The organism is Kribbella sp. CA-294648, assembly GCF_050943845.1.
Classification (GTDB): Bacteria; Actinomycetota; Actinomycetes; order Propionibacteriales; family Kribbellaceae; genus Kribbella.
This window is the reverse complement of the sequence record NZ_CP191981.1, coordinates 901,336-921,530: the sequence shown is the minus strand read 5'-3', so window position 1 is coordinate 921,530 and position 20,195 is coordinate 901,336. Positions and strand designations below refer to the sequence as shown.

At 67.9% G+C, this 20,195-nt stretch carries 20 protein-coding genes; 13 read left to right on the top strand and 7 right to left on the bottom strand.

Annotated features, from left to right (window positions below):
* Nucleotides 1–6 precede the first annotated feature (6 nt).
* Nucleotides 7–393 (top strand): pilus assembly protein CpaE, encoded by a 387-nt coding sequence (locus ACQPYM_RS04475; RefSeq protein ID WP_433015210.1) that lies wholly within the window; start codon nt 7–9, stop codon nt 391–393.
* A 24-nt stretch (nt 394–417) separates the two neighbouring features.
* Here ACQPYM_RS04475 and ACQPYM_RS04470 read toward each other — a convergent pair whose 3' ends face one another.
* Nucleotides 418–1,293 (bottom strand): LysR family transcriptional regulator, encoded by an 876-nt coding sequence (locus ACQPYM_RS04470; protein WP_433015207.1) that lies wholly within the window; start codon nt 1,291–1,293, stop codon nt 418–420.
* Nucleotides 1,294–1,368: 75 nt separating this feature from the next.
* Between ACQPYM_RS04470 and ACQPYM_RS04465 the strand changes: the two genes are divergently transcribed.
* A complete protein-coding gene (locus tag ACQPYM_RS04465; RefSeq protein WP_433015204.1) occupies nt 1,369–1,743 on the top strand; it encodes a hypothetical protein in 375 nt (124 codons plus the stop codon).
* Nucleotides 1,736–3,373 carry a multicopper oxidase family protein gene (locus tag ACQPYM_RS04460; RefSeq protein WP_433015201.1) on the top strand — a complete coding sequence of 546 codons (1,638 nt, stop codon included), beginning with the start codon at nt 1,736–1,738 and terminating at the stop codon, nt 3,371–3,373. Before ACQPYM_RS04465 ends, ACQPYM_RS04460 begins: the two co-directional genes overlap by 8 nt.
* 83 nt (nt 3,374–3,456) lie before the next feature.
* Here ACQPYM_RS04460 and ACQPYM_RS04455 read toward each other — a convergent pair whose 3' ends face one another.
* Together ACQPYM_RS04455 and ACQPYM_RS04450 are read right to left on the bottom strand one after the other, a co-directional pair.
* On the bottom strand, nt 3,457–3,837 hold the full coding sequence (locus ACQPYM_RS04455) for a hypothetical protein (RefSeq protein ID WP_433015198.1): 381 nt from the start codon (nt 3,835–3,837) through the stop codon (nt 3,457–3,459).
* A 25-nt stretch (nt 3,838–3,862) separates the two neighbouring features.
* Nucleotides 3,863–4,573 (bottom strand): M15 family metallopeptidase, encoded by a 711-nt coding sequence (locus tag ACQPYM_RS04450; RefSeq protein WP_433015195.1) that lies wholly within the window; start codon nt 4,571–4,573, stop codon nt 3,863–3,865.
* 341 nt (nt 4,574–4,914) lie between these two features.
* On the opposite strand from ACQPYM_RS04450, the gene ACQPYM_RS04445 reads away from it, so the two are divergent.
* Together ACQPYM_RS04445 and ACQPYM_RS04440 are read left to right on the top strand one after the other, a co-directional pair.
* Complete coding sequence (locus ACQPYM_RS04445) at nt 4,915–6,258, top strand: sensor histidine kinase (protein ID WP_433015192.1); 1,344 nt, start codon at nt 4,915–4,917, stop codon at nt 6,256–6,258.
* Entirely contained in the window at nt 6,255–6,989 is a 735-nt protein-coding gene (locus ACQPYM_RS04440; protein ID WP_433023183.1) for a response regulator, read from the top strand. The genes ACQPYM_RS04445 and ACQPYM_RS04440 overlap by 4 nt, the downstream gene beginning before the upstream one ends.
* Before the next feature lie 250 nt (nt 6,990–7,239).
* Here ACQPYM_RS04440 and ACQPYM_RS04435 read toward each other — a convergent pair whose 3' ends face one another.
* Entirely contained in the window at nt 7,240–7,581 is a 342-nt protein-coding gene (locus tag ACQPYM_RS04435) for an MmcQ/YjbR family DNA-binding protein (protein ID WP_433015189.1), read from the bottom strand.
* A gap of 33 nt (nt 7,582–7,614) precedes the next feature.
* Between ACQPYM_RS04435 and ACQPYM_RS04430 the strand changes: the two genes are divergently transcribed.
* The 5 genes from ACQPYM_RS04430 (at nt 7,615) to ACQPYM_RS04410 (ending at nt 13,753) form a co-directional block, all read left to right on the top strand.
* Nucleotides 7,615–8,652 carry an alpha/beta hydrolase gene (locus ACQPYM_RS04430; RefSeq protein ID WP_433015186.1) on the top strand — a complete coding sequence of 346 codons (1,038 nt, stop codon included), beginning with the start codon at nt 7,615–7,617 and terminating at the stop codon, nt 8,650–8,652.
* A gap of 10 nt (nt 8,653–8,662) precedes the next feature.
* Nucleotides 8,663–9,793 carry an MFS transporter gene (locus ACQPYM_RS04425; protein ID WP_433015183.1) on the top strand — a complete coding sequence of 377 codons (1,131 nt, stop codon included), beginning with the start codon at nt 8,663–8,665 and terminating at the stop codon, nt 9,791–9,793.
* Nucleotides 9,794–9,837: 44 nt separating this feature from the next.
* Nucleotides 9,838–10,584, top strand: coding sequence for an esterase family protein (locus tag ACQPYM_RS04420; protein WP_433015180.1), 747 nt, complete (start codon nt 9,838–9,840; stop codon nt 10,582–10,584).
* Nucleotides 10,585–10,597: 13 nt separating this feature from the next.
* Nucleotides 10,598–11,833 (top strand): ATP-grasp domain-containing protein, encoded by a 1,236-nt coding sequence (locus ACQPYM_RS04415; protein ID WP_433015177.1) that lies wholly within the window; start codon nt 10,598–10,600, stop codon nt 11,831–11,833.
* A gap of 213 nt (nt 11,834–12,046) precedes the next feature.
* Nucleotides 12,047–13,753 (top strand): transglycosylase domain-containing protein, encoded by a 1,707-nt coding sequence (locus ACQPYM_RS04410; protein ID WP_433015174.1) that lies wholly within the window; start codon nt 12,047–12,049, stop codon nt 13,751–13,753.
* A 3-nt stretch (nt 13,754–13,756) separates the two neighbouring features.
* On the opposite strand, the gene ACQPYM_RS04405 is transcribed toward ACQPYM_RS04410, so the two are convergent.
* Nucleotides 13,757–14,290, bottom strand: a complete 534-nt coding sequence (locus ACQPYM_RS04405; protein WP_433015171.1) for an ArsR family transcriptional regulator — start codon at nt 14,288–14,290, stop codon at nt 13,757–13,759.
* A gap of 60 nt (nt 14,291–14,350) precedes the next feature.
* Here ACQPYM_RS04405 and ACQPYM_RS04400 point away from each other — a divergent pair, with 60 nt between their 5' ends.
* Both ACQPYM_RS04400 and ACQPYM_RS04395 read left to right on the top strand, forming a co-directional pair.
* Complete coding sequence (locus ACQPYM_RS04400; protein ID WP_433015168.1) at nt 14,351–15,220, top strand: amidohydrolase family protein; 870 nt, start codon at nt 14,351–14,353, stop codon at nt 15,218–15,220.
* Between the two features lie 202 nt (nt 15,221–15,422).
* Nucleotides 15,423–17,234 carry a glycoside hydrolase family 2 protein gene (locus ACQPYM_RS04395; protein ID WP_433015165.1) on the top strand — a complete coding sequence of 604 codons (1,812 nt, stop codon included), beginning with the start codon at nt 15,423–15,425 and terminating at the stop codon, nt 17,232–17,234.
* 3 nt (nt 17,235–17,237) lie between these two features.
* Here ACQPYM_RS04395 and ACQPYM_RS04390 read toward each other — a convergent pair whose 3' ends face one another.
* On the bottom strand, nt 17,238–18,338 hold the full coding sequence (locus tag ACQPYM_RS04390; RefSeq protein WP_433015162.1) for a YeiH family protein: 1,101 nt from the start codon (nt 18,336–18,338) through the stop codon (nt 17,238–17,240).
* 56 nt (nt 18,339–18,394) lie between these two features.
* Here ACQPYM_RS04390 and ACQPYM_RS04385 point away from each other — a divergent pair, with 56 nt between their 5' ends.
* Nucleotides 18,395–19,174, top strand: coding sequence for a GntR family transcriptional regulator (locus ACQPYM_RS04385; protein ID WP_433015159.1), 780 nt, complete (start codon nt 18,395–18,397; stop codon nt 19,172–19,174).
* Here ACQPYM_RS04385 and ACQPYM_RS04380 read toward each other — a convergent pair.
* On the bottom strand, nt 19,164–20,114 hold the full coding sequence (locus ACQPYM_RS04380; RefSeq protein WP_433015156.1) for an MBL fold metallo-hydrolase: 951 nt from the start codon (nt 20,112–20,114) through the stop codon (nt 19,164–19,166). The two genes, ACQPYM_RS04385 and ACQPYM_RS04380, sit on opposite strands and share 11 nt — an antisense overlap.
* Nucleotides 20,115–20,195: the final 81 nt, after the last annotated feature.

Genomic DNA, 20,195 nt, shown 5'->3' with positions numbered 1-20,195 from the left:
GGAAGAGTGATCACGGTTGAGCAGGCGCGGAGGTTGCGGAAGGCCGGGGCGATGTGGGTGCCCGCGGCCGGCGACCGGTTCGTCGTACCGGACCGGGACATGGACGGCGACGTTTTTGTCGTCAGCGACATGACGGTCGAGGTGCACGACTATCCCGGCGGCAAGGTGATCGGTTTCAACGGGACGACCGAGTGGGCGCTGGACAGTATCGAGCAGCGCGAGGTGATCTGGCTGCCGCGCGAGGAGCAACTCCGCAAGCTGCTCGGCACGCATTTCCAGCGGCTCGAGGCGGTGCCCGGCGGCTACGCCGTCGTCCTGACCGACGGCCGCTACCCGTCCGAGGACGCCGAACAGGCCTACGCCGAAGCCCTCCTCGCCCTCCTCAACGGCTGACGGGGCCTCAGCAGTCGCCCGGGCTCAACGGTCGGCCCACTCCCAGTTGGTGACAGCCGAGCGCATCAGCTGCGCAGCGGGCGAGAGTCTGGAACCCGCGCCCCAGTAGAGAGTCGTCGTACGCCGGCAGTCGGGGTGGTCGACAGCGATCCAGACACCGGGCACCTGGAGCGCCGTACGCCGGGCGAGACCTGGGACGAGTCCGATGCCGAGTCCCGCGCTGATCAGTTCGGCGATGGCGCCGGCCTCGTCGGTTTCACAGACGATCCGCGCGGTCAGCCCGCTGCCGGCGAAGAGCCGATCGAGTAGCAGACGCAGCCAATGTCCCTTGCGCGCGGTGATGAACGGCTGATCGGCGAGCTCCTCGACCGTCACCGAGGGACGCTCGGCCAACGGATGACCAGCCGGCATCCCGACCCCGACGGGCTCCTCGAACAGCTGAACTGCTTCGAGCCCAACTCCACGGAGCGGCTGCGAGGCGACGCAGAGGTCGACCTCCTGGGCGCGCAACCGGCGACCCATTTCCTCCGCCGACAACTGGTGGAGCTCGATCTCGACCGCCGGATGGGCTCGCCTGAACGCCGCGAGCGGTCCGGTCAGGGTGAAGAGGGTCTCCGACGCCAGCCGCACAGTGCCGAAGGCTTCGCCCGCTTCCGTCACAGCGCGCCGGCCCGCGTCCAGCTCGCCGAGACCGCGCTCGACGTAGTCGCGGAAGAGCTTGCCGGCGTCGTTCAACTGGAGCCGTCCGGCCCGGTCGAACAGCGGAGTACCGAGTTCGCTCTCCAGCCGGGCGATCGTGCGGCTCAGCGACGGCTGGGCGACGTGCAGCTCGTCGGCCGCGCGGCTGAGGTGCTCGAGCCGGGCCACGACGAGGAACTGCCGGAGCGTGTTCAGGTCCATCATGTCTCCGCTGGCATAACAGCATAGCGATATTGGTCTTCGACAAGATAACGTGCTGATCATAACGTCGCGCCCATGGTTGAGTGGGTACTTCGGACCGTCGTCACCGTGCACGTGGTGGCGATCTTCGGTCAGCCGGTTTTCGCCGGCGTCTATCTGAGCGGTGACTACGACGGCTTGCGCTGGCACACACTGGGCGCGGACGCGGTCACCTCTACGGGCTATCTGCAGTTGATCGTCACGATCCTGGTCTGGATCCGGCTCCGGCGGGCCTGGCCGTTCGTCGTCACGCTGATCCTGGTCGCCGCCGAGACGGTGCAGTACTTCGCCGGTCTGGAAGGCGCGCTGTGGTTGCACTTCCCGCTGGGCGTGCTGACGATCGCAGCCCTCGTCGTACTGTTCGTCGCCGTCTGGCGCCGGCCGCTGCGGAAGGAGCCTCGCAATGCGTGAGCACCTGACCCGGCGCCAGGTGCTGGGCATCGGCGGAGCACTCGGCCTGCTGACCGCCACGGGTCTGGCAGCTTCCGCCGCGCTGTCTCGCCGCCCTTCATTCACCGGCGCCGTACTGCGAAGCGCTCTGCCCTTGCCGCCGGCGTTTCACGTGCCGTTGCCGATTCCCTCGGTGCTGAGGCCGGTGAGCACTGCCGGAGGGGTCGATCGCTACGAGATCACTCAGCGCGAAGCTGTTCTCGAAGTACTGCCAGGTTTCAGGACGCCGTTGTGGACCTACAACGGCACCTTCCCCGGACCGACGATCGAGTCGCGCCGCGGCCGGCCGATCACCGTGACCCACCACAACGAGCTGCCCGTGCCGACAGTCGTCCACCTGCACGGCGGCCGCAGTACGCCGGAAGCCGACGGCTACCCCACGGATCTCGTGCTCCCCAAGGGCTGGCCCGGCACCAAGCCCGGCAGCCACGGCAGCGGCAGCGGGCACGTCAGCGGCGGTGGGCATGGTGGCGGCGGGCACGGTGGCGGGCATGGGATGCATGATCCGCGGGCTGTGGTGACCGAGCTGACCCGCGGCTACACCTTCCCGATCGACCAGCGGGCCACGCTGCTCTGGTACCACGACCACCGGATGGACTTCACGGCCCCAGCCATCTGGCGCGGCCTCGCCGGACTGCACCTCGTCCGCGACGACGTCGAAGACTCCCTCGCCCTACCGACCGGACCGCGCGAGCTCCCGCTGATGATCACCGACCGCTCGTTCGCCGCCGACGGCAGCCTCGTCTACCCCTCCCTGGATCCGACGCTGCGAGAGCGGCCGGGCGTCCAGGAGCCTTACCTGGCTGGAGTTCTCGGCGACGTGATCCTGGTCAACGGCGCTCCGTGGCCAATGCACGAGGTCGACGCCACCCGGTACCGGCTGCGCATCCTGAACGCCTCGAACGCCCGCCACTACGAGCTCGAAGCCGTCACCGACGACGGCCGCAGACTCGACCTCGTCCAGATCGGCGCGGACCAAGGTCTGCTCCCGGCCCCTGTCACCCACCAGCAGCTCCCGATCGCGCCGGCCGAACGCTACGACGTGATCGTCGACTTCTCGACCATCGCCATCGGCAGCCGGATCAGACTCCTCGATCGGCTGGGTGAAGGACGCACTCGCGAAGTGATGGCCTTCCACGTCGCCCGCAAGGCCAAGGACGACAGCCGGATCCCGCCGAGGCTCGCAACGGACCTGCCGGATTGGCGCCGGTCGGACGCGGTCAGGGTGCGCGACTTCTCCTTCCGCGCCGGCCAGCTGAACGGCGGCCACGGCTGGGTCATCGGCGGCAAGGCCTTCGACCCCGCTCGCTCAGACGTCACCGTGCGACTCGGTGACGTCGAGGTGTGGCGACTGGTCGCCGACGTCCATCACCCGATTCACCTGCATCTGGTCGGCTTCCAGGTGCTCTCACGCGGCGGCAAGGCACCGCTGCCCCACGATGCGGGTCTCAAGGACACCATCTCGCTGCGGCCCGGCGAGTCGGCGGAGATCATCACCCGCTTCGACGGCTATCGCGGCCGGTACCTCTTCCACTGCCACAACGCGGAGCACGAGGACATGGGCATGATGGCCAACCTCGAGATCGTCTGACACACGTCCGAAGCGAGGAAAGACCGGCCAGGTGCGAGCGGGGCCCCTCAGCAGCGCTCGCACCCAGCCGGCGGGTCAGCGGGTCAGCGGGTCAGCGCGGCGCGCAGCTCGGCGGCGCGGTGCGCGACGCGGTCGCGGGACGCGGTGCTGAAGCCCTGGGTCTGCAGCTCGAGGATCGCCCTGGCCTGCAACGGACTGACGTCGAGCAGCTCGCGGATCCGGCGTACCGCGGTGGTCCGGTCGGCCGAGGACGCGATCGTCTCCTGCACCTCGGCTCGCCGCTCGAACGCGGTCAGCACCCCGTCGTAGATCTCCAGCTGCGTGAACGCTGACCGGTCCGGCTCCGTCGGCCGCGGCTGCTCGTCCTTGCCGGCACCGCGCACCACCTGCCGCCACAACGCCGGTACGACGAGGCGGTTGCGGCCGGCTCGGCGGGTGATCGGCTGGGCATATGTCATCGTCATCAGCTGCGCTCCTGATCAGGTGTGGTCAGCCGAGCTCGGCGGCTGAACTGGTCTTCCGGGGCGGGCATTTCTTGCCCGGCGTGGTGAGCGCCTCGAAGTGCCAGGGCTCGTTGTCGTACGGACGGCAGATCCCGTACTTGTAGCCGTACTTGTTCAGCCAGACCATCGCGGCCTGCGGTGCGATGTCGACGGCCTTGCCCTGCACGTGCGCCGACTTGTCCGGCGGCAGCACCCAGCGGATCGCCGCCTGGTACGAGCCGTACCGTTTGATGGCTTCGTTGAAGAGCCGGCGCTGCTTGGCCGCGCTGCGACGGCCGGAGTTGATCCGGATCGGGACGCCGGCCGCCTTCGCCGCGGTCATCGCCTTCTTCAGCCGGGTCCGCAGCTTCGGAGACAGCCCCTCGATGCTCTCCTCGGAGTACTGCGACTTGTCGTCGGCGCCGGTCGTCTTGCTGGTCTTGGTCGGCGTCTTCTTCGGTTTCGGCTTCGGCGACACCGTCGGCGTCGCGGACGGAGTCTTCCGGACCGCGGTGCTCTTGAGTGGAGCCTGTGGTGGCGGTGAACCGCCGGGCCCGCCGGCGACGACGGGCTGCTTGTCGGCACCCGAGTCGAAAGCCAGCAGGTCGGTCACCTGGTTGTGCCAGATCAGCACGGAGGCGACCACGGCCAGACCGGTCACGGACAGCAACCGCGCTCGCACCGAGAACGTGCGACGCGGCGGCAGGTGATTGGTCATGGGGACAGCCTCTCGGTTCGGCGGGTTCGCCACATCGGTCCCAGGGACCGTCTCGGACGGCCGATAGTCGGACCTGGGTAGGGGGTCGGACGCCGTCAGTCATCCGAAAGTTGGAGAAGCCGGCCGTCCAGGCGCAGGAAGCCGTAGATTGCCATGCGCGACTACGCTCTGCAAGGTGACCCCTCGGCGTTGTAGCTCGAGCGATGCTCGTGCCCAGGTGCGTGCATCGCGGCGTTGGAGAAGTGCCCTCGATGCGGAGCATCGTGGGCGCTGCTCCAATGTCGTGAGGTGCGTGCCTGGGTGCGAGCAGCGCCGAGCTACAGCGCCGAGGGGTCACTAGGGTGAAGGGGTTTTGGCGTCGGTTGCCGGCCATCCAGCAGGATCTGCTGCTGGCCGCGCTGATCGGTGTCGGGTGGTTCGGAGGGCTGGCGCTGCTCAACAACAGCGCGCTGCGGCCGGCGAACCCGAGCGTCTCGGTGGTCACCGGCATGTTCCTGGTGCTGACCGTCGCGCTGGTCCGGCAGATCCCGCGGACGACGCTGGTTACCGTGTCCGTGCTCTACCCGCTCATGTACGCCTCGGCTGAGACGGGCCTGGCCGAGCAGCTCGGACTGGACATCTTCCGGGCCCCCGCGATCAGCGACGCCGCCCTGCAGTCGGAGTTGCACCTCGTCCCGCTGCTGGTGGTCGGCTACCTCGCGGCCGCGAGCGGAGTACGCCGGTTCACCTGTCTGTTCTTCACCATGGGCAGCCTGGCCGGACTGATGATCGGCCTGCCGACCGTGGTCGCGATCGTGCTGAGCAACAGTCCGCGCGAGGTCTTCGCGTACGGCGAGCGGTACAAGAACCTGCCGCGCGACATCCCCAGCCTCTACGACTACATCGACCTCTCGCTGTTCGTCTTCGCCGAAGCGCTGATCTGCGGCATGGTCCTGCTCGGGGCCAACGCGTTGCGCCGCCGCAAGAGCCTGCTCGTCATGGAGCAACGCAACTCGGCACTGGTCCGGCTGCGGACGATCGAGGCCGAGCGGGCGGCGGCCGCCGAGCGGACCAGGATCGCCCGCGACCTGCACGACGTGGTCTCGCACCACATGAGCGCGGTGGTGATCCGGGCCCAGGCGGCCGACCGGGTCGCCGACCAGAAGCCCGAGGCGCTCCGAGAGGCGGTTCGCTGGATCGCCGCGAGTGGCCGGGAGGCGCTCACCGCGATGCGGGAGACCGTCCGAGTGCTGAACAACGCGGCCCCCGGTACCGGACTCGAGATGGCCCCGGTGCCCGACCTGGCTGCCGTCGCGCGGATGGGCGACCGGCTCAAGGCGGTGGGGATCGACGTCACCATGCAGTTGCCGACCCGCAGCCGGCAGCTCACCTCCGCCACGGACCTGACCGCAGTACGGATCATCCAGGAGGCGCTGACCAACGTGATGGTGCATGCGAAGGCCACTGCCGCTCAGGTGAGCTGGCAGAGTGGGCCGCGGGGTGAGCTGCTCACCATCGACGACAACGGCAGCGGCGGGCCGCCACCGGCGAACGTGCTGGAGACCGCGAAGCGGCAGGAGAGCGGCCGCGGCAACGGACTGATCGGAATGCGCGAACGCGCACACGCGAGCGGCGGCACACTGACCGTCGCCGCCGGACCACTGGGTGGATGGAGAGTGCAGGCATGGTTGCCGCCGCAGAGGTGACGGAGCAGATCAAGATCCTGGTGGCCGACGACCAGGGCGTGATCCGGATGGGGCTGGCGATGATCCTCGACCACGAGCCCGACCTGACCACGGTGGCGCAGGCCGGCGACGGTGAGGAGGCGCTGCGGATGATCACGCAGTACGACCCGGACGTCGTCCTGATGGACATCCGGATGCCGGTGATGGACGGGCTGGAGGCGACCGCGCGAATCACCAAGGCCGCCAAGGAGTCCGGGCGCGGGCGGCCCGCGGTACTGGTGCTGACCACCTTCGACGACGAGGCATACGTGCTGAGCGCCGTCCGGGCGGGTGCGTCGGGCTTCCTGCTGAAGGACACCGACCCCGATCTGCTGGTGGCGGCGGTGCGGGCCGTGCACCGCGGCGACTCGCTGGTCGACCCGGCCTCGACGCGGGTGCTGCTCGAGCGCTGCGTCGAGTTGGAGCGACAGGTCGGTAGTGGACCGGCCGAGCCGGCGCCTTCCGCCGGGCGCTGGACCGGACCGCTCGCGCAACTGAGTGAGCGCGAGCGGGAGATCCTGGTCTGGATGGCGCGCGGCCTGTCCAACCGCGATCTGGCCACGAAGCTGTTCGTCAGCGAGACCACGGTGAAGACCCACGTCAGCAGCGTGCTGTCCAAGCTCGGCCTGTCCAGTCGCGTCCAGGCGGTCGTCGTCGCCTATGAGGCAGGCGTGGTCCGGCCCGGCGAGGCCGAGGTCCGCTGGGAGAGCTAGGTCAGCAGGTACCAGCCGCCGGCCACGGCGGCGACGAGCAGAACGACAGTCAACAGCTGAACACGAAGCGAAGCCTGACGGCGTCGCGGCAAGAAGTCCCCGGTCATGTTCTCCAGCGTGCCTGGGGAAACCGGTCCGCCCATCCTCCCGCGGAACGGTTCTCACGTGGCGCAAGTCGCCCCCGGACCGACCCGAAGTCATCCCTGGGGATGACAACCGTCCAGTTTTGTTGCCCTCGGCCCCTGTCCGGCTACTGACCGAAGTACTCGGCGGCCACCTTCTTCGGAACGCACATCGCCCAGGCGTCGAGGATCAGCTCGCGGAGCTCGGTCTCGTCGATGGCGGCCAGGTTCACTTCGATCCAGCGATAGCGCTCGTCGGCCTTGCTCGGCGGCAGGAACTTCTCCGGGTACGCCGCCAGCGCGGCCTCCCGCTCTTCCTTCGGGAAGCCGATGCCCATCTGCTGCTCGTCCCGCGACATCGCGAGGTAGACGATCTGCCCGACCCGGAACTTGATCCGGTCCCGGACCACCACCTCGTAACTGCGCGGTAAGCCCTCGGTCACCGCCCGGATATCCGCAAGGTCGACCACGCTCCGACTCTACCCACTCTGTACCGTGGTCGGATGCCTGAAGCAATGGTGAGCGCGGTCGAAGGCGCTGAGGTGGTGTTCCGCCTCAGCGATCCTGAGCATGCGTTCACCGGGGTACGGCTGTGGGAGGAGCTCGGGCTCGCGGCCGAGCAGCTGGAGTTCAAACCGGTCGAGAACGGGTGGGAGCTGCGGCTACCGCGGCCGTCCGTGCACCGGATGGAGTACCTGTTCGACATCGCCGGCTCCGGGATGCGGACCGACCCGACCAACCCGCGGGTCGTCGGTGGCGCCTTCGGTGAACACTCCTGGCTGCCACTTCCCGGGTACGTCGAACCTGCCTGGATCGCGGTCGAGCCGATCGCGTCGAGCCTGACCCCGTTGCCGGTCGACCCGACTCCGGTGGGCCCGATCGACGTCCAGATCTGGGCGCCGGACGGGATCGCACCCGGCTACGAGTTGCCGTTGCTGCTGGCCCACGACGGGCCCGAGTTCGCGGCATACGCCGGGCTGACCCACTACGTCGGCGCCATGGTTGCCGACGGGACTCTGCCCCCGCTGCGGCTCGCGTTGATCCGCCCGGGCTCCCGCAACCTCTGGTACGCCGCCAACCCGCAGTACGCGCAGGCCCTGACGCAAGACGTGCTGCCGACGGTCACTTCGGCGTACCGGAGCAAGCGGCCGGTGCTGATGGGGGCGAGTCTCGGGGCACTCGCCGCTCTCTACGCCGAGTGGAACCATCCGGGCAGCTTCGCCGGGCTGTTCCTGCAGTCGGGGTCGTTCTTCACGCTCGACACCGACCCGCAGGAGGCGAAGTTCGAGTACTACGCCGAGGTCACCGCCTTCGTGAACTCGGTGCTCGCCGCCACCGAGCCACCCAGCAAACCCTTCGCATCGATGACCGCCGGGACACCGGAGGAGAACGTGCACAACAACCGGGTGATGGCGGCCCACCTGAGCCGTCTCGGCTTGCAGGTCGCGTTCGACGAGACCCCGGACATGCACAACTTCACCGCCTGGCGCGACGTCCTGGACCCCTGCCTGACCAACTTGTTGAACCGCGTCTGGGGTTAGGGTCGAGCGGGTGCTGAAGACACTCGCTGGATTTTCCGCGTTCGGTCTCTTCTGGGGAGCATGGGGCGCGATCCTGCCCGCGGTGAAGGCCGAGACCGGGGTCAGTGACGCGCAGCTCGGCGGTGCATTGCTGATGGTCGGGCTCGGCGCGCTCCTATCGATGCGCTTCACCGGCTACCTGATCGACCGGTACGGCGGCGTCGTGCTGCCGGTGGCCACCCTGCTCTTCGCGGCATGCGGAGTGCTGCCCGCGCTGGCCGACTCGGCCGTCACGCTGGGCGGTGCGCTCTTCCTGCTCGGCGCTACCTCGGGCGCGACGGACGTGGCCATCAACGCCACCGGTACGACCGCCGAGGCCGACACAGGCAAGCCACTGATGAACCTGGCCCACGGACTCTTCTCCATCTCAGTAGTCGCAGCCAGCCTCGGTACTGCGGGCCTCCGCGCCGCCGGGGCCGGTGCAATGCCGGTACTGGGCGGGGTCTCCGTCGTGATCGTCCTGATCGCCGCGGTACTCCTGGCGCCCGGCTCACGCGGCCACATCCGGCCAGTGGCCAAGGAGCAGGGCAAGCGCAGACTTGAGCCCGCCCTGCTCGTGTTCGGCGGCCTGTGCGCCCTCGCCTACGTCGTCGAGAACGCCTGGCAGAGCTGGAGCGCAGTACACCTCGCCACAACGCTCAGTGCTGCTCCCGCACTCGCCTCGAGCGCACCAGCCGTCTTCGCAGCCGCCGCGGCCACTGGCCGGATCAGCGGCAACGCCCTCTTGCGCCTGGTCAAGCCGACACAACTCCTAGTCGCCGGGGGGAGCGTCGCAGCCGTCGGTAGCGCACTGGCGGCCGTCGCGGGCAACCCCTGGCTCGCACTGGTCGGCATAGCGATCGCAGGCCTCGGTACGTCGGTCTGCGCGCCGACCATCATCAGCCTGGCCGGTGCCTGGGCAGGACCCGAGCGGCGAGCCGGTGCCGTCTCCACTGTCACCACCATCGCCTACCTCGGCTTCCTGCTCGGCCCGGCGGCCGTCGGCGCCTTCTCCAGCATCTGGTCGTTGCCCACGGCATTGGGTGGTGTCGCAGTACTGGCTGTAGTCGTGGCAGTGCTCGGTCCGGTGGCGGGACGCGCTGGAGTGAGGCAAACAACGTAAAGACATGGCAGGGTGGCGGGAGAACCGGACAGGGGTGAGGCTGCATGGAGCGCGAGCAGGTCGAACTGGAAGCCCCCGGGCTGGACCGGCCCGGCACACTGATCCGCTACGGCCACTACGGCCGGCCTGTGCTGGTGTTCCCCAGTGAGCAGGGCCGCGCCTGGGACTACGAGAACAACGGCATGGTCGGAGCCGTCGCCGACCTGATCGAGGCGGGCCGGGTCAAGCTGTACTGCGTCGACTCCTACGACCACGTGAGCTGGTCGGACCGGAGTATCCCGCTGGAGGAGCGCGCTCGCCGCCACGGGCTGTACGAGTCGTGGATCCTCGACCAGGTCGTCCCGGCGATCGGCAGGGACACACCGGGCGCCGCGGACATCATCACCACGGGGTGCAGCCTGGGAGCCTTCCATGCGCTCAACTTCGCGGTGAAGCGCGCCGATCTGTTCCCGATCGCGATCTGCCAGTCCGGCAACTACGACGCCTCCAGCTGGCACGCGTGGGGCGAGCGCGGCGACGCGACGTACTTCAACAACCCCGCCGACTACCTGCCCAACCTGGAAGGCGAGCACCTCGACTGGTTGCGCAGCAGGCTCTTCCTGGTCCTCACCGTCGGCCAGGGCGACTGGGAGACAAACCCGACGGGTTCCCTTCCCTCGGCGCACGCCACGGCCGCAGTACTGGCTGCCAAGGGCATCCCGCACGAGTTCGACCTCTGGGGTCACGACGTCGCCCACGACTGGCCTTGGTGGCAGAAGCAACTCGCCCACCACCTGCCCCGATTCTGTTAAGGAGCTCATCACCATGGCTGACCGCTCTCAGCATCTGATCGGGTTGTTGCTCGGCGCCGAAGAAGACTGGCCGCAGGCGTTCGAGGCACTGTTGCGGCGGGTCGGGCCGGTCAAGGCCGGCGATCGCACCCACGAGTTCGGTACCGAGCGGCTGACCATCGAGCCGTTCGACCTGAACGACCCGGTCCGGGTCGGCCTCGTCATCGACCGGCTCGCCTACTGGTACTACCACCCGCGCGAGTGGCTGAAGAAGGCCGCGCTGATGAACGGCACCTACCTGCTCAACTCGCCGTTCACCTTCCAGTCGATGGAGAAGCACAGCGCGTACTGCGCGATGCTCCGGCTCGGCCTGAAGATCCCGCGAACCGTCCTGGTGCCGTACAAGAACCCGGTCGACAACGTGCGCTGGGCCTACACGGCGACGAAGTACAACAAGCCGTTCGACCTGGACGCGATCGCCGACGACCTCGGCTACCCGATGTACATGAAGCCGTTCGACGGCGGCGGCTGGCGCGGGGTGTCCCGGATCAACAACCGCGAGGACCTGCACGCCGCCTACGACCAGTCCGGCGAGATGCTGATGCACCTGCAGGCCACGGTCGAGTACGAGAAGTTCGCCCGGGCGCTGTCGATCGGCCCCGAGACAATGGTGATGGACTTCCGCCCCGACGAGCCGATGCACAACCGGTACGCCGTCTCGCACGACTTCCTCAGCCCGTCGGCCGGCCACCAGGCGGTCGCGATCAGCCGGATCGTGAACGCCTTCTTCGGCTGGGAGTTCAACTCCTGCGAAATGCTGGTGGCCGGCGACTCGGTACACCCGATCGACTATGCCAACGCCTGCCCCGACGTCGCGATCACCTCGCTGCACTACTACTTCCCCTGGGCGATCAGCGCGCTGGTGAAGTGGTCGGTGTACTCACTGGCAACCGGCCGCCGAACCAAGGTCGACCTGCACACCGAGCGGTACTTCGCGATCTCGGACGACGACTCACTCGACTACGACGCCAAACTCGACGGCTATCTCGCACTGGCCGACGAATACTTCGAGACGGCGAAGTACCACGAGTGGTGCGCGGAAAACCTGACCCACTTCGACGAGCAACTCGTCGACTGGGTCTCCAGCGAAGACTTCGACCGAATCCTGCGAGAGACGGTCGCGGCCACCTATCCGGCACACGAGCAGGAGAAATTCCTGGAGCACTTCCGCGGCCTCACCGGACTGTGGGTGACCGACCAGGCCAAGTAGCTCACACAGCGCAGATCCCACACTTGCACCACGCTCGCTCCTAATGGGGGTTACCGTGCCGCAGGCGTGGGCTCTGCGGTTACCGGCTCGTCCTTCCGGACGAGTTGGTCGTTCTTCGGGACGAGATCGGCTCGCCGACTGACTCGTTTCGGCATCTCACCGCGTCACCAGGGGTAGAGACATCCGCTCCCCCGGAGGTTCATGGTGCGCCGCTTGCTGTTTCGGCTGCTCGGCTGGTTGCTCGCGTTGTTCTTCGTCCTGGTGATCACCGCGGTGGCCGCGTTCTTCATCGGCTACCAGCGCACCGACATCCCGAGGGTCAACGAGGACTTCCGGGCGAACGCGACCGTCGTGACCTATGCCGACGGCAAGTATCAGCTCGGCTCGTTCTACGAGCAGAACCGCAAGTCGGTGCTGCTGCGGGAGGTGCCCAAGCATGTGCAGGACGCGGTGATCGCCGCCGAGGACCGCAGCTTCTGGACCAACCCGGGGATCTCCTTGGCCGGGACGGCGCGGGCCGCGCTGGCGATTGCCCGAGGCAAGCAGTTGCAGGGCGGTTCGACCATCACCCAGCAGTACGTGAAGGTGATGTACCTGACCCAGGAACGCACGATGTCACGCAAGCTCGACGAGCTGTTCATCGCGACCAAGGTGAGCCGGACGCAGGACAAGACGACGATCCTGGAGAACTACCTCAACACGATCTACTTCGGCGAAGGCGCGTACGGCATCCGGGCGGCCGGCCAGGTGTATTTCGGGGTCGACCATCCGACGGACCTCACCGTGCCACAAGCGGCGTACCTGGCGACCGTGCTCAACAACCCGACCTGGTTCGACTCCGACAACCCGGCGGCCGCGCGCCGAACGCTCTCCCGCTACCGCTACGTGCTCCACGGCATGGCCGAGCTGTCGACCATCACGGCCGCCGACGAAGCGCAGTACCGGAAATCCCTTCCTGTGTTGAAGAAGCGCCCCAAGGGCAACCGGTACGCCGGTCCGACTGGGTACCTGCTCGATCTGGCGCGGCGCGAGCTGGCGCAGTACGGGTTCGACGCGGATCGGTTGACCGGGGGTGGATTGCGGGTGATCACCACATTCGATCGCGGGCTCCAGCAACGGGCGGTGGCGGCCGTTGCCGCGGGCTATCCGATGGGGTCGACGTCGGTGCAGGTTGCGCTGGCGTCGGTCCGGCCGGGCACTGGCGAAGTGGTCGCTCTGGTGGGCGGCCGCGACTATCTGAAGAGCCAGCAGAACTGGGCCACCACCAAGGCGCCGCCGGGCACACTGCTGCGCCCCTTCGCGCTCGCCGATGGAACGACGGGCAAGGACCTCGACCGCCAGTACTTCGATCTGGTCGACGCGCGTCAGGGCGAACTCATCTCGAAGGCCGCTGAAGCTGCCGGGATCCCGCGCATTCCCAAGGCGGATCGTGCGGCACCGGGGCTCGGACCGGATCCGTTGGCGTCGCCGCTTGATCTCGCCGGGGCCTATGCCACCTTCATCGCCGACGGCCGGTGGGTGCGGCCGCATGTGATCAAGGAGGTGCGCGACTCGCACGGCAAGGTGCTCTGGGCAGCTGACAAGTTGCGGCCGGTTCAGGCGCTGCACAGCGAGGCGGCGCAAGGTATCGACGACGTTTTGATGGGCGGCAAGGGCACGAGCGCGACCGGGCTGAGCATTGAGAAGCGGCAGTTCAACAGGAAGTGCCGGTGCAAGAGGTATCGGGGTGCGCGGGACACTTTGGCCAGCTGGTGGGTCGGCTACACGCCTGAGTTGTCGACCGCGGTGCTCTACCGGGCCGGCAAGGCGGGTGAGTCGGATCTGGGGCCCTATGGCGACGGCAAGGGGTTCGGGAGCGACGGGTGGCCGGCCGCCACTTGGTCGGCGTACGCGCATCAGGTGGTGGCGCGGGCGCGCTGAGGATCAGTTCTGGAGGGCTTCCAGGATTGCCAGCAGGGCGACCACTCGCGCAGGTGGGACAGCGAAGGCGCCGCGGGACGGCGAGTGGAGCCAGCCTTCGGCGGTCAACTGGCGCAGGTGGTGGTAGATCTGCCCGCTGGTCTCGAGCCCGTCGACCTCGCTCAACGCACTGACGGTCGCCCGCCCCCGGACGATCTCCCGCAACAAGGTGAGCCGCACCGGATTCCCGAGCGCCGCCAACCCTCCAGCAAGCCCCGCCCAATCATCCCGCTCCCGCAGCCCCTCCAAGGCCCGCTCCGCCTCAGCGGCCACGCGCTGCGCGGCGTCCGCCCCGCCTACCCCCGCCCGCTGCGCGCTACCCGCTCCGCCTGCTCCCGTGCCCTGCGCCCCGCCCGCTCCGCCTCCTCCGGCGCCACCCACTCCTTCTTTCCCCGCACTGCGGGTCGGCGCTTCGGGGGTTGTGGACAACGCGGCGGATTCGAGCGCTGCGATGCGCCTCTCCAGCTCTGCGAGCCGGTTATCCACAGCCTTCTCCACATTGTGGATAGTACGTAGTTACGTAGCTATTGCAAGTACCACCGGACGTAAGGTGGCGAGGTGCGTGATGACGAGGTGCCTGGGTGGTGGCAGCGGCTGGGGCTCGACGGTTTGGTGGACGTGCATGTGCACTTCCTGCCGGATCGGGTGATGGATGCCGTCTGGGGCTACTTCGACCAGGCCGGCAAGCACTACGGCACCGCCTGGCCGATCACCTACCGCACGCCGGTGGCCGAGCGACTGAAGACGCTCGAGGCCCTCGGCGTACGCCGGTTTCCCGCGCTCGTCTATCCGCACAAACCGGACATGGCCGCCGGCCTCAACACTTGGGCCCGGGAGTTCGCGGCGAACACGCCCGGCTGCGTCCCGAGCGGGACCTTCTACCCCGAGCCCGGCGCAGCGCAGTACGTGAAGGAAGCCTTGGAGCTGGGCACGCGGATCTTCAAGGTGCATGTCCAAGTGGGCGACTACGACCCGCGCGACGACGAGCTCGACGCGGTCTGGGGCCAGCTGGCCGAGGCCGGCGTACCGGTCGTCGTGCACTGTGGATCAGGCCCGATCCCCGGCCGCCACACCGGCCCGGGCCCGATGGGTGAGGTCCTCAGCCGCCACCCCCGCCTCACCGCGGTCATCGCCCACCTCGGCATGCCCGAGTACGCCGAACACCTGCAGCTCGCGGAGACCTATCCCAACGTCCACCTGGACACCACGATGGCCTGCACCCCGTTCACCGAGGCGCTCGCGCCGTTCCCCCGCGACCTGCTCCCCCGGTACGCCGCCCTCCAGGACCGCATCGTCCTCGGCTCCGACTTCCCCAATATCCCGTACCAGTACGCCGTCCAGCTCGAAGCCCTCGAACGCCTCGACCTCGGTGACGCCTGGCTCAAAGCAGTCTGCTGGGACAACGGAGCCCGCCTCCTCGGCGTCTAGCCCGGAGGGCCGGACCGCCCCCACTCACAAACCTCAGCTGGTGGCACCCGGCCGAGCGTGGGTGAGCGTGCTGTCGGCCCAGAACGGCAGCTTTGTGAGTGGGGGCGGTCCGGGGCCTCGTGGACAGGTTGATTGCCGCGCCTATTCCATCGTTGTAAAGTCGAGCCCGCCCGCATCCCTTCTGCTCTTGGGAGCCTTCTCGATGCCCAGCCTTCAGCCCCGCCCCGAGCATCCCCGGCCGCAGTTCACCCGTCCCGCTTGGCTCAACCTCAACGGTGAGTGGCAGTTCGAGCTGGACCGGTCCGACTCCGGGCTGGAACGCGGCGTCCGCGACCGCGACCTGCTGCAGCGGATCACCGTGCCGTTCGCCCCGGAGAGCCAGTTGTCCGGGATCGAGAACGTCGACTTCCTCGAGGCCGTCTGGTACCGGACGACGGTGACGATCCCCGCCGACTGGGCCGGCAACGACGCCGTGCTGCACTTCCAGGCCGTCGACCATGACGCCACCGTCTGGGTCAACGGCGTCGAGGTGGTCCGGCATCGCGGCGGCTTCACCCCGTTCAGCGCCCCGCTTACCGGCGTCGCCGCACCGGGCGAGGAAGCGACGATCGTGGTCCGCGCGCGCGACAGCCGGTACGGCGTACAGGCGCGGGGCAAGCAGTCGCAGCCGTACTTCAACGCCGACTGCCACTACACCCGCACCACCGGGATCTGGCAGACCGTCTGGCTGGAGGCGGTCCCGTCGGTCCACCTCAATCGGCCGCGGATCACCCCTGACGTCGCCGGCTCCTGCTTCCACCTCGCCGTGCCGGTCTCGGCCAACAAGCCGGGCTGGAAGGTCCGTGCCGTGTTGTCCGACGAGACCGGCGAGGTGACCTCGGCCGAGGTCCGCGCCGATCTCGACCTCGCGCCGCGACTCGTCCTCGTCGTACCGGCTGATCGCGTCCGGCTCTGGGACACCGGCGATCCTCACCTGTACGGCGTCACACTGGAGCTGATCGATGCCGACGGCAACATCGTGGACACGGCGGACAGCTATGCCGGCCTGCGGTCCGTGTCGATCAACGGCCAAGCGGTGTTGATCAACGGCAAGCATGTGTTTCAGCGACTCGTGCTCGACCAGGGCTACTGGCCCGAGAGCCTGATGACGGCGCCGTCCGAAGAAGCGCTGATCGCGGACATCGAACTGAGTCTCGCAGCTGGATTCAACGGCGCGCGCCTCCACCAGAAGGTATTCGAGGAGCGGTTTCTGTACCACGCGGATCGGCTCGGTTACCTGGTCTGGGGTGAGTTCGGCGACTGGGGTGCATCCGTTGCCGACGGCACCCGTGACAACAACCAGCAGCCGACCGCTTCGTTCGTCACGCAGTGGTTGGAGGCGGTCGAGCGCGACTACAACCACCCCTCCATCATCGGCTGGTGCCCGCTCAACGAGACGCACCAACTGCTGCACGACCGGATCACGCAGCTCGATGACGTGACGCGGGCGATGTTCCTTGCCACGAAGGCGGCCGACGCGACCCGGCCAGTACTGGACGCTTCGGGCTACTCGCATCGCGTGCCGGAGACGGACATCTGGGACTCGCACAACTACCAGCAGGACCCGGTCGAGTTCGGCAAGCAGATGGCCGGTCTGGCCGACGGTTCGCCGTACGGGAACACGGGCGGGGACGATGATCGGCCGATCTCCCAGGACTACAACGGGCAGCCGTACTTCTGCAGCGAGTTCGGCGGCATCTGGTGGAATCCCGAGGCGGCTCAGGCTTCGGGTAATGACAGTGCGCAGTCGTGGGGTTATGGGCAGCGGGTGAAGGACGAGACGGAGTTCTACGATCGCTTCACCGGGTTGATCGATGTGTTGCTCGACGACCCGCTGATGTTCGGCTACTGCTACACGCAGCTCACCGATGTGTTCCAGGAAGAGAACGGGATCTATCGGTTCGATCGCAGTACCAAGCTGGACGTTGCCCGGATTCGCGCGATTCAGACGCGCGCGGCGGCGTACGAGAAATAGCTGTTAGAGGGTGCCGGTCGCCCATTGCAGTCCGAGGCTGCTGAGGGCGACCGACACCCACAACAGTGCACCCAGTGCTAGTGGACGCCAGCCGGCCTTGCGCAATTCGGATGGACGCATCGACAGACCGATTGCCACCAGCGCTGAGGTGATGAGGAATGTCCCGACCAGAGACAGCGTCTCCTGCCATGCCTCCGGTACGAGTCCTGCACTTCGCAGGCCGGCGGCGGCGATGAAGCCGATCAGGAAGAGCGGAACCATTCGCCGCCACGGGAGCTTCGGCCGGCTGGCGTCGGCCGTGTGGGCGCGGGCTTCCCGGCGGGACTTGAGGATGACCAAGCCCAGCACGATGGGGATGAGCATGAGGGAACGGGTCAGTTTGACGACCAGGGCCTGGTCGCCGGCTTGCTGGCTGTAGGTGTAGCCCGCGGCGACGACTGACGAGGTGTCGTTGATCGCAGTACCGGCCCACAGGCCGAAGGCTTCGGCGTCGAGGCCGAGCAGGTGACCGAGCGGCGGGAAGGCGAGCACCGCAACGACATTGAAGGTGAAGATGGTCGCCAGCGCATAGGCAACCGACGACCGCTTCGCACCGATCGCCGCAGTCGCGGCCGCGATCGCCGACGCGCCACAGATCGCAGTACCGACGCCGATGAGCGTCTGAGTGTCGCCTCGAACACCAAGCAGTCGCCCGAACAACCAGGCCCCGCCGAGCGCGACCGCCAGGGTCCCGAGCATCACGGGCAGCGAGTCCCCACCGACCCGAACCACTTGCTGCAGAGACAACCCAGTCCCCAGTACGACGATCGACAGCTGCAGCAACGTCTTCGAGGCGAAGTCGTACCCCGGGCGGGACCAACTGCCGCGCAATGCCGGGACGAGTACGCCGGCCAGAACGCCGAGCACGATCCCGAACACCGGCCCGCCGATCACCGGCACCAGCCGTCCGAGCGGCACCGCGGTGGCGGCCAGCGCGAGCACCACGAGCAGACCCGGAACACGCTCGATGAAGTGGGGAGTCTCGGGTCGCGTGGCGGCAGCGGCGGGTGACCTAACCTCGACGTGCACCACTAACCGGCCCTCCCGACTGAAATGTGCGTACATTTAAGTTAAGAGATGACCGGACATTTAGCAAGACGGTATCGACCAGAGAGGTCCGGATGAGCGAGCGCAAGCTGGATCGCAGCGGTGGGCAGCCGCTGTGGAAGCAGCTGCAGCAGGAGCTGGTACGCCGGTTGCGGGCCGGCGAGTTCGACGACCTGTTCCCCGGCGAGCTCGCGCTGGTCGAGGAGTACCAGGTGAGTCGGCACACCGTTCGCCAGGCGCTCAGCAAGCTCCGGGCCGACGGACTGATCGTTGCCGAGCGCGGGCGCCAGCCACGAGTCGCGACGACCCCCGAGATCCGGCAGCCGATGGGGGCGCTCTACAGCCTCTTCTCCTCGGTAGAGGCGTCCGGTCTCCCCCAGCACAGCGTCGTACGGGCTCTGGATGTCCGGGCGGACGGCGTGATCGCCACCAGGCTGGACCTGGAGGCTTCGATCCCACTGGTCTACCTGGAGCGAGTCCGCTTCGCAGGAGACGAGCCGCTGGCGCTGGACCGCGTCTGGCTGCCTGCGTCGCTGGCAGAAGGGCTACTGGACGCTGACTTCAGTCACACCAGCCTCTACAACGAGTTGGCCGAGCGTACTGGGCTCCGGCTCGGCCACGGCCGGGAAGACATCCGTGCAGTCAACCCGACTCCAGCAGAGCGTGCACTGCTGCACTGCCCGGCCGATGCTGCCGCCTTCTCGATCAACCGGCTAGGGCACGCCCAAGGCCGCAAGATCGAGTGGCGGCACACCGTAGTACGGGGTGATCGGTTTGCCTTGGCAGCGGAGTTCTCTGCTCACGACGGCTACCGCCTGACCCCTGCAACGGCCGGCGGGGCCTTTACAGCGTGACCGACTCCAGGTGGTCGATTTTGACGAAGGCTGAGCCAGCGGCTTCGACAGAGGCCCGGAGCTTGTTGAGACCGCCCCAGTCGACGGCCGGCTTGTCCAGCGGCTCGTCGAAGTCGTCCCAGTGGGTGGCGATCACTGTCTTCACCGGCTTGATCGTCTGAAACAGGCGGTCGGTGACACCCGGCTCACCACCGGGAGCAGCGAGCACCACGTCGACCTGCAGGTCCCGCAAGGCGACCGGGTCGTAGCCCGCAGTACTGAGGCTGAGGATGCGTAGACCGCCGATGGTGATGACGTAGGCGAGCGTGCCGCCCTCCACCAGGTCAGCGATCGTCCGCGGCCGGGGCGGCACTGCACCTGGCCGTGTGCCCGGGAAGGCGAACTGGTGCCGCTCGCCACCACACGAGTGCAGAGACCGGAACACCTCGACAGTGAACCCCTTGAACGGCAGGTACTCCCCACCACTCACCTGGGACAGCTGGTCACCCGGCGCCCGCATTGCCCGCAGCAGGTTGAGATGCGACTCGTTCCCCAGCACAGTGGCGCCGGTCTTGCGGGCGATGTAGGGCACGTCGGGGATGTGGTCGTAGTGCCCGTGGTGCACGAGCACCGCGTCCGCGCGGCTCACGTACCGATCGATCACCTCAGGCTTGCTCACCACTCTCGTCGCCGGATCAGCACCGCCCGGCTTGAAGGTCCCGGTCTTGAACCTGGTCAGCCACGGATCAGTCAGTACTACGTGCGCGCCGCAGCTGATCTCCCACGAGTGGTTGCCCCACCAGGTGAACTTCACGGGCTCCCGCGAAGCACCCTGCCGTGTGGCGCCCTGCTGCGAAGCGCTATCCGCCGCTGTCGCCGCGTTGCGCCAACCAACCAGCCCGGTGGCGCCTACCGCGGCAGCCGTCGCACCGGTCAGTACTCCTCTTCGACTCAAAGTCACGCCGTCCCCTCACTCGTTCGGACCGCCAGTCAAGGTGAGGGCGATTGGCCATGTCGAATAGGCTCTTGATCATGAGTCGAT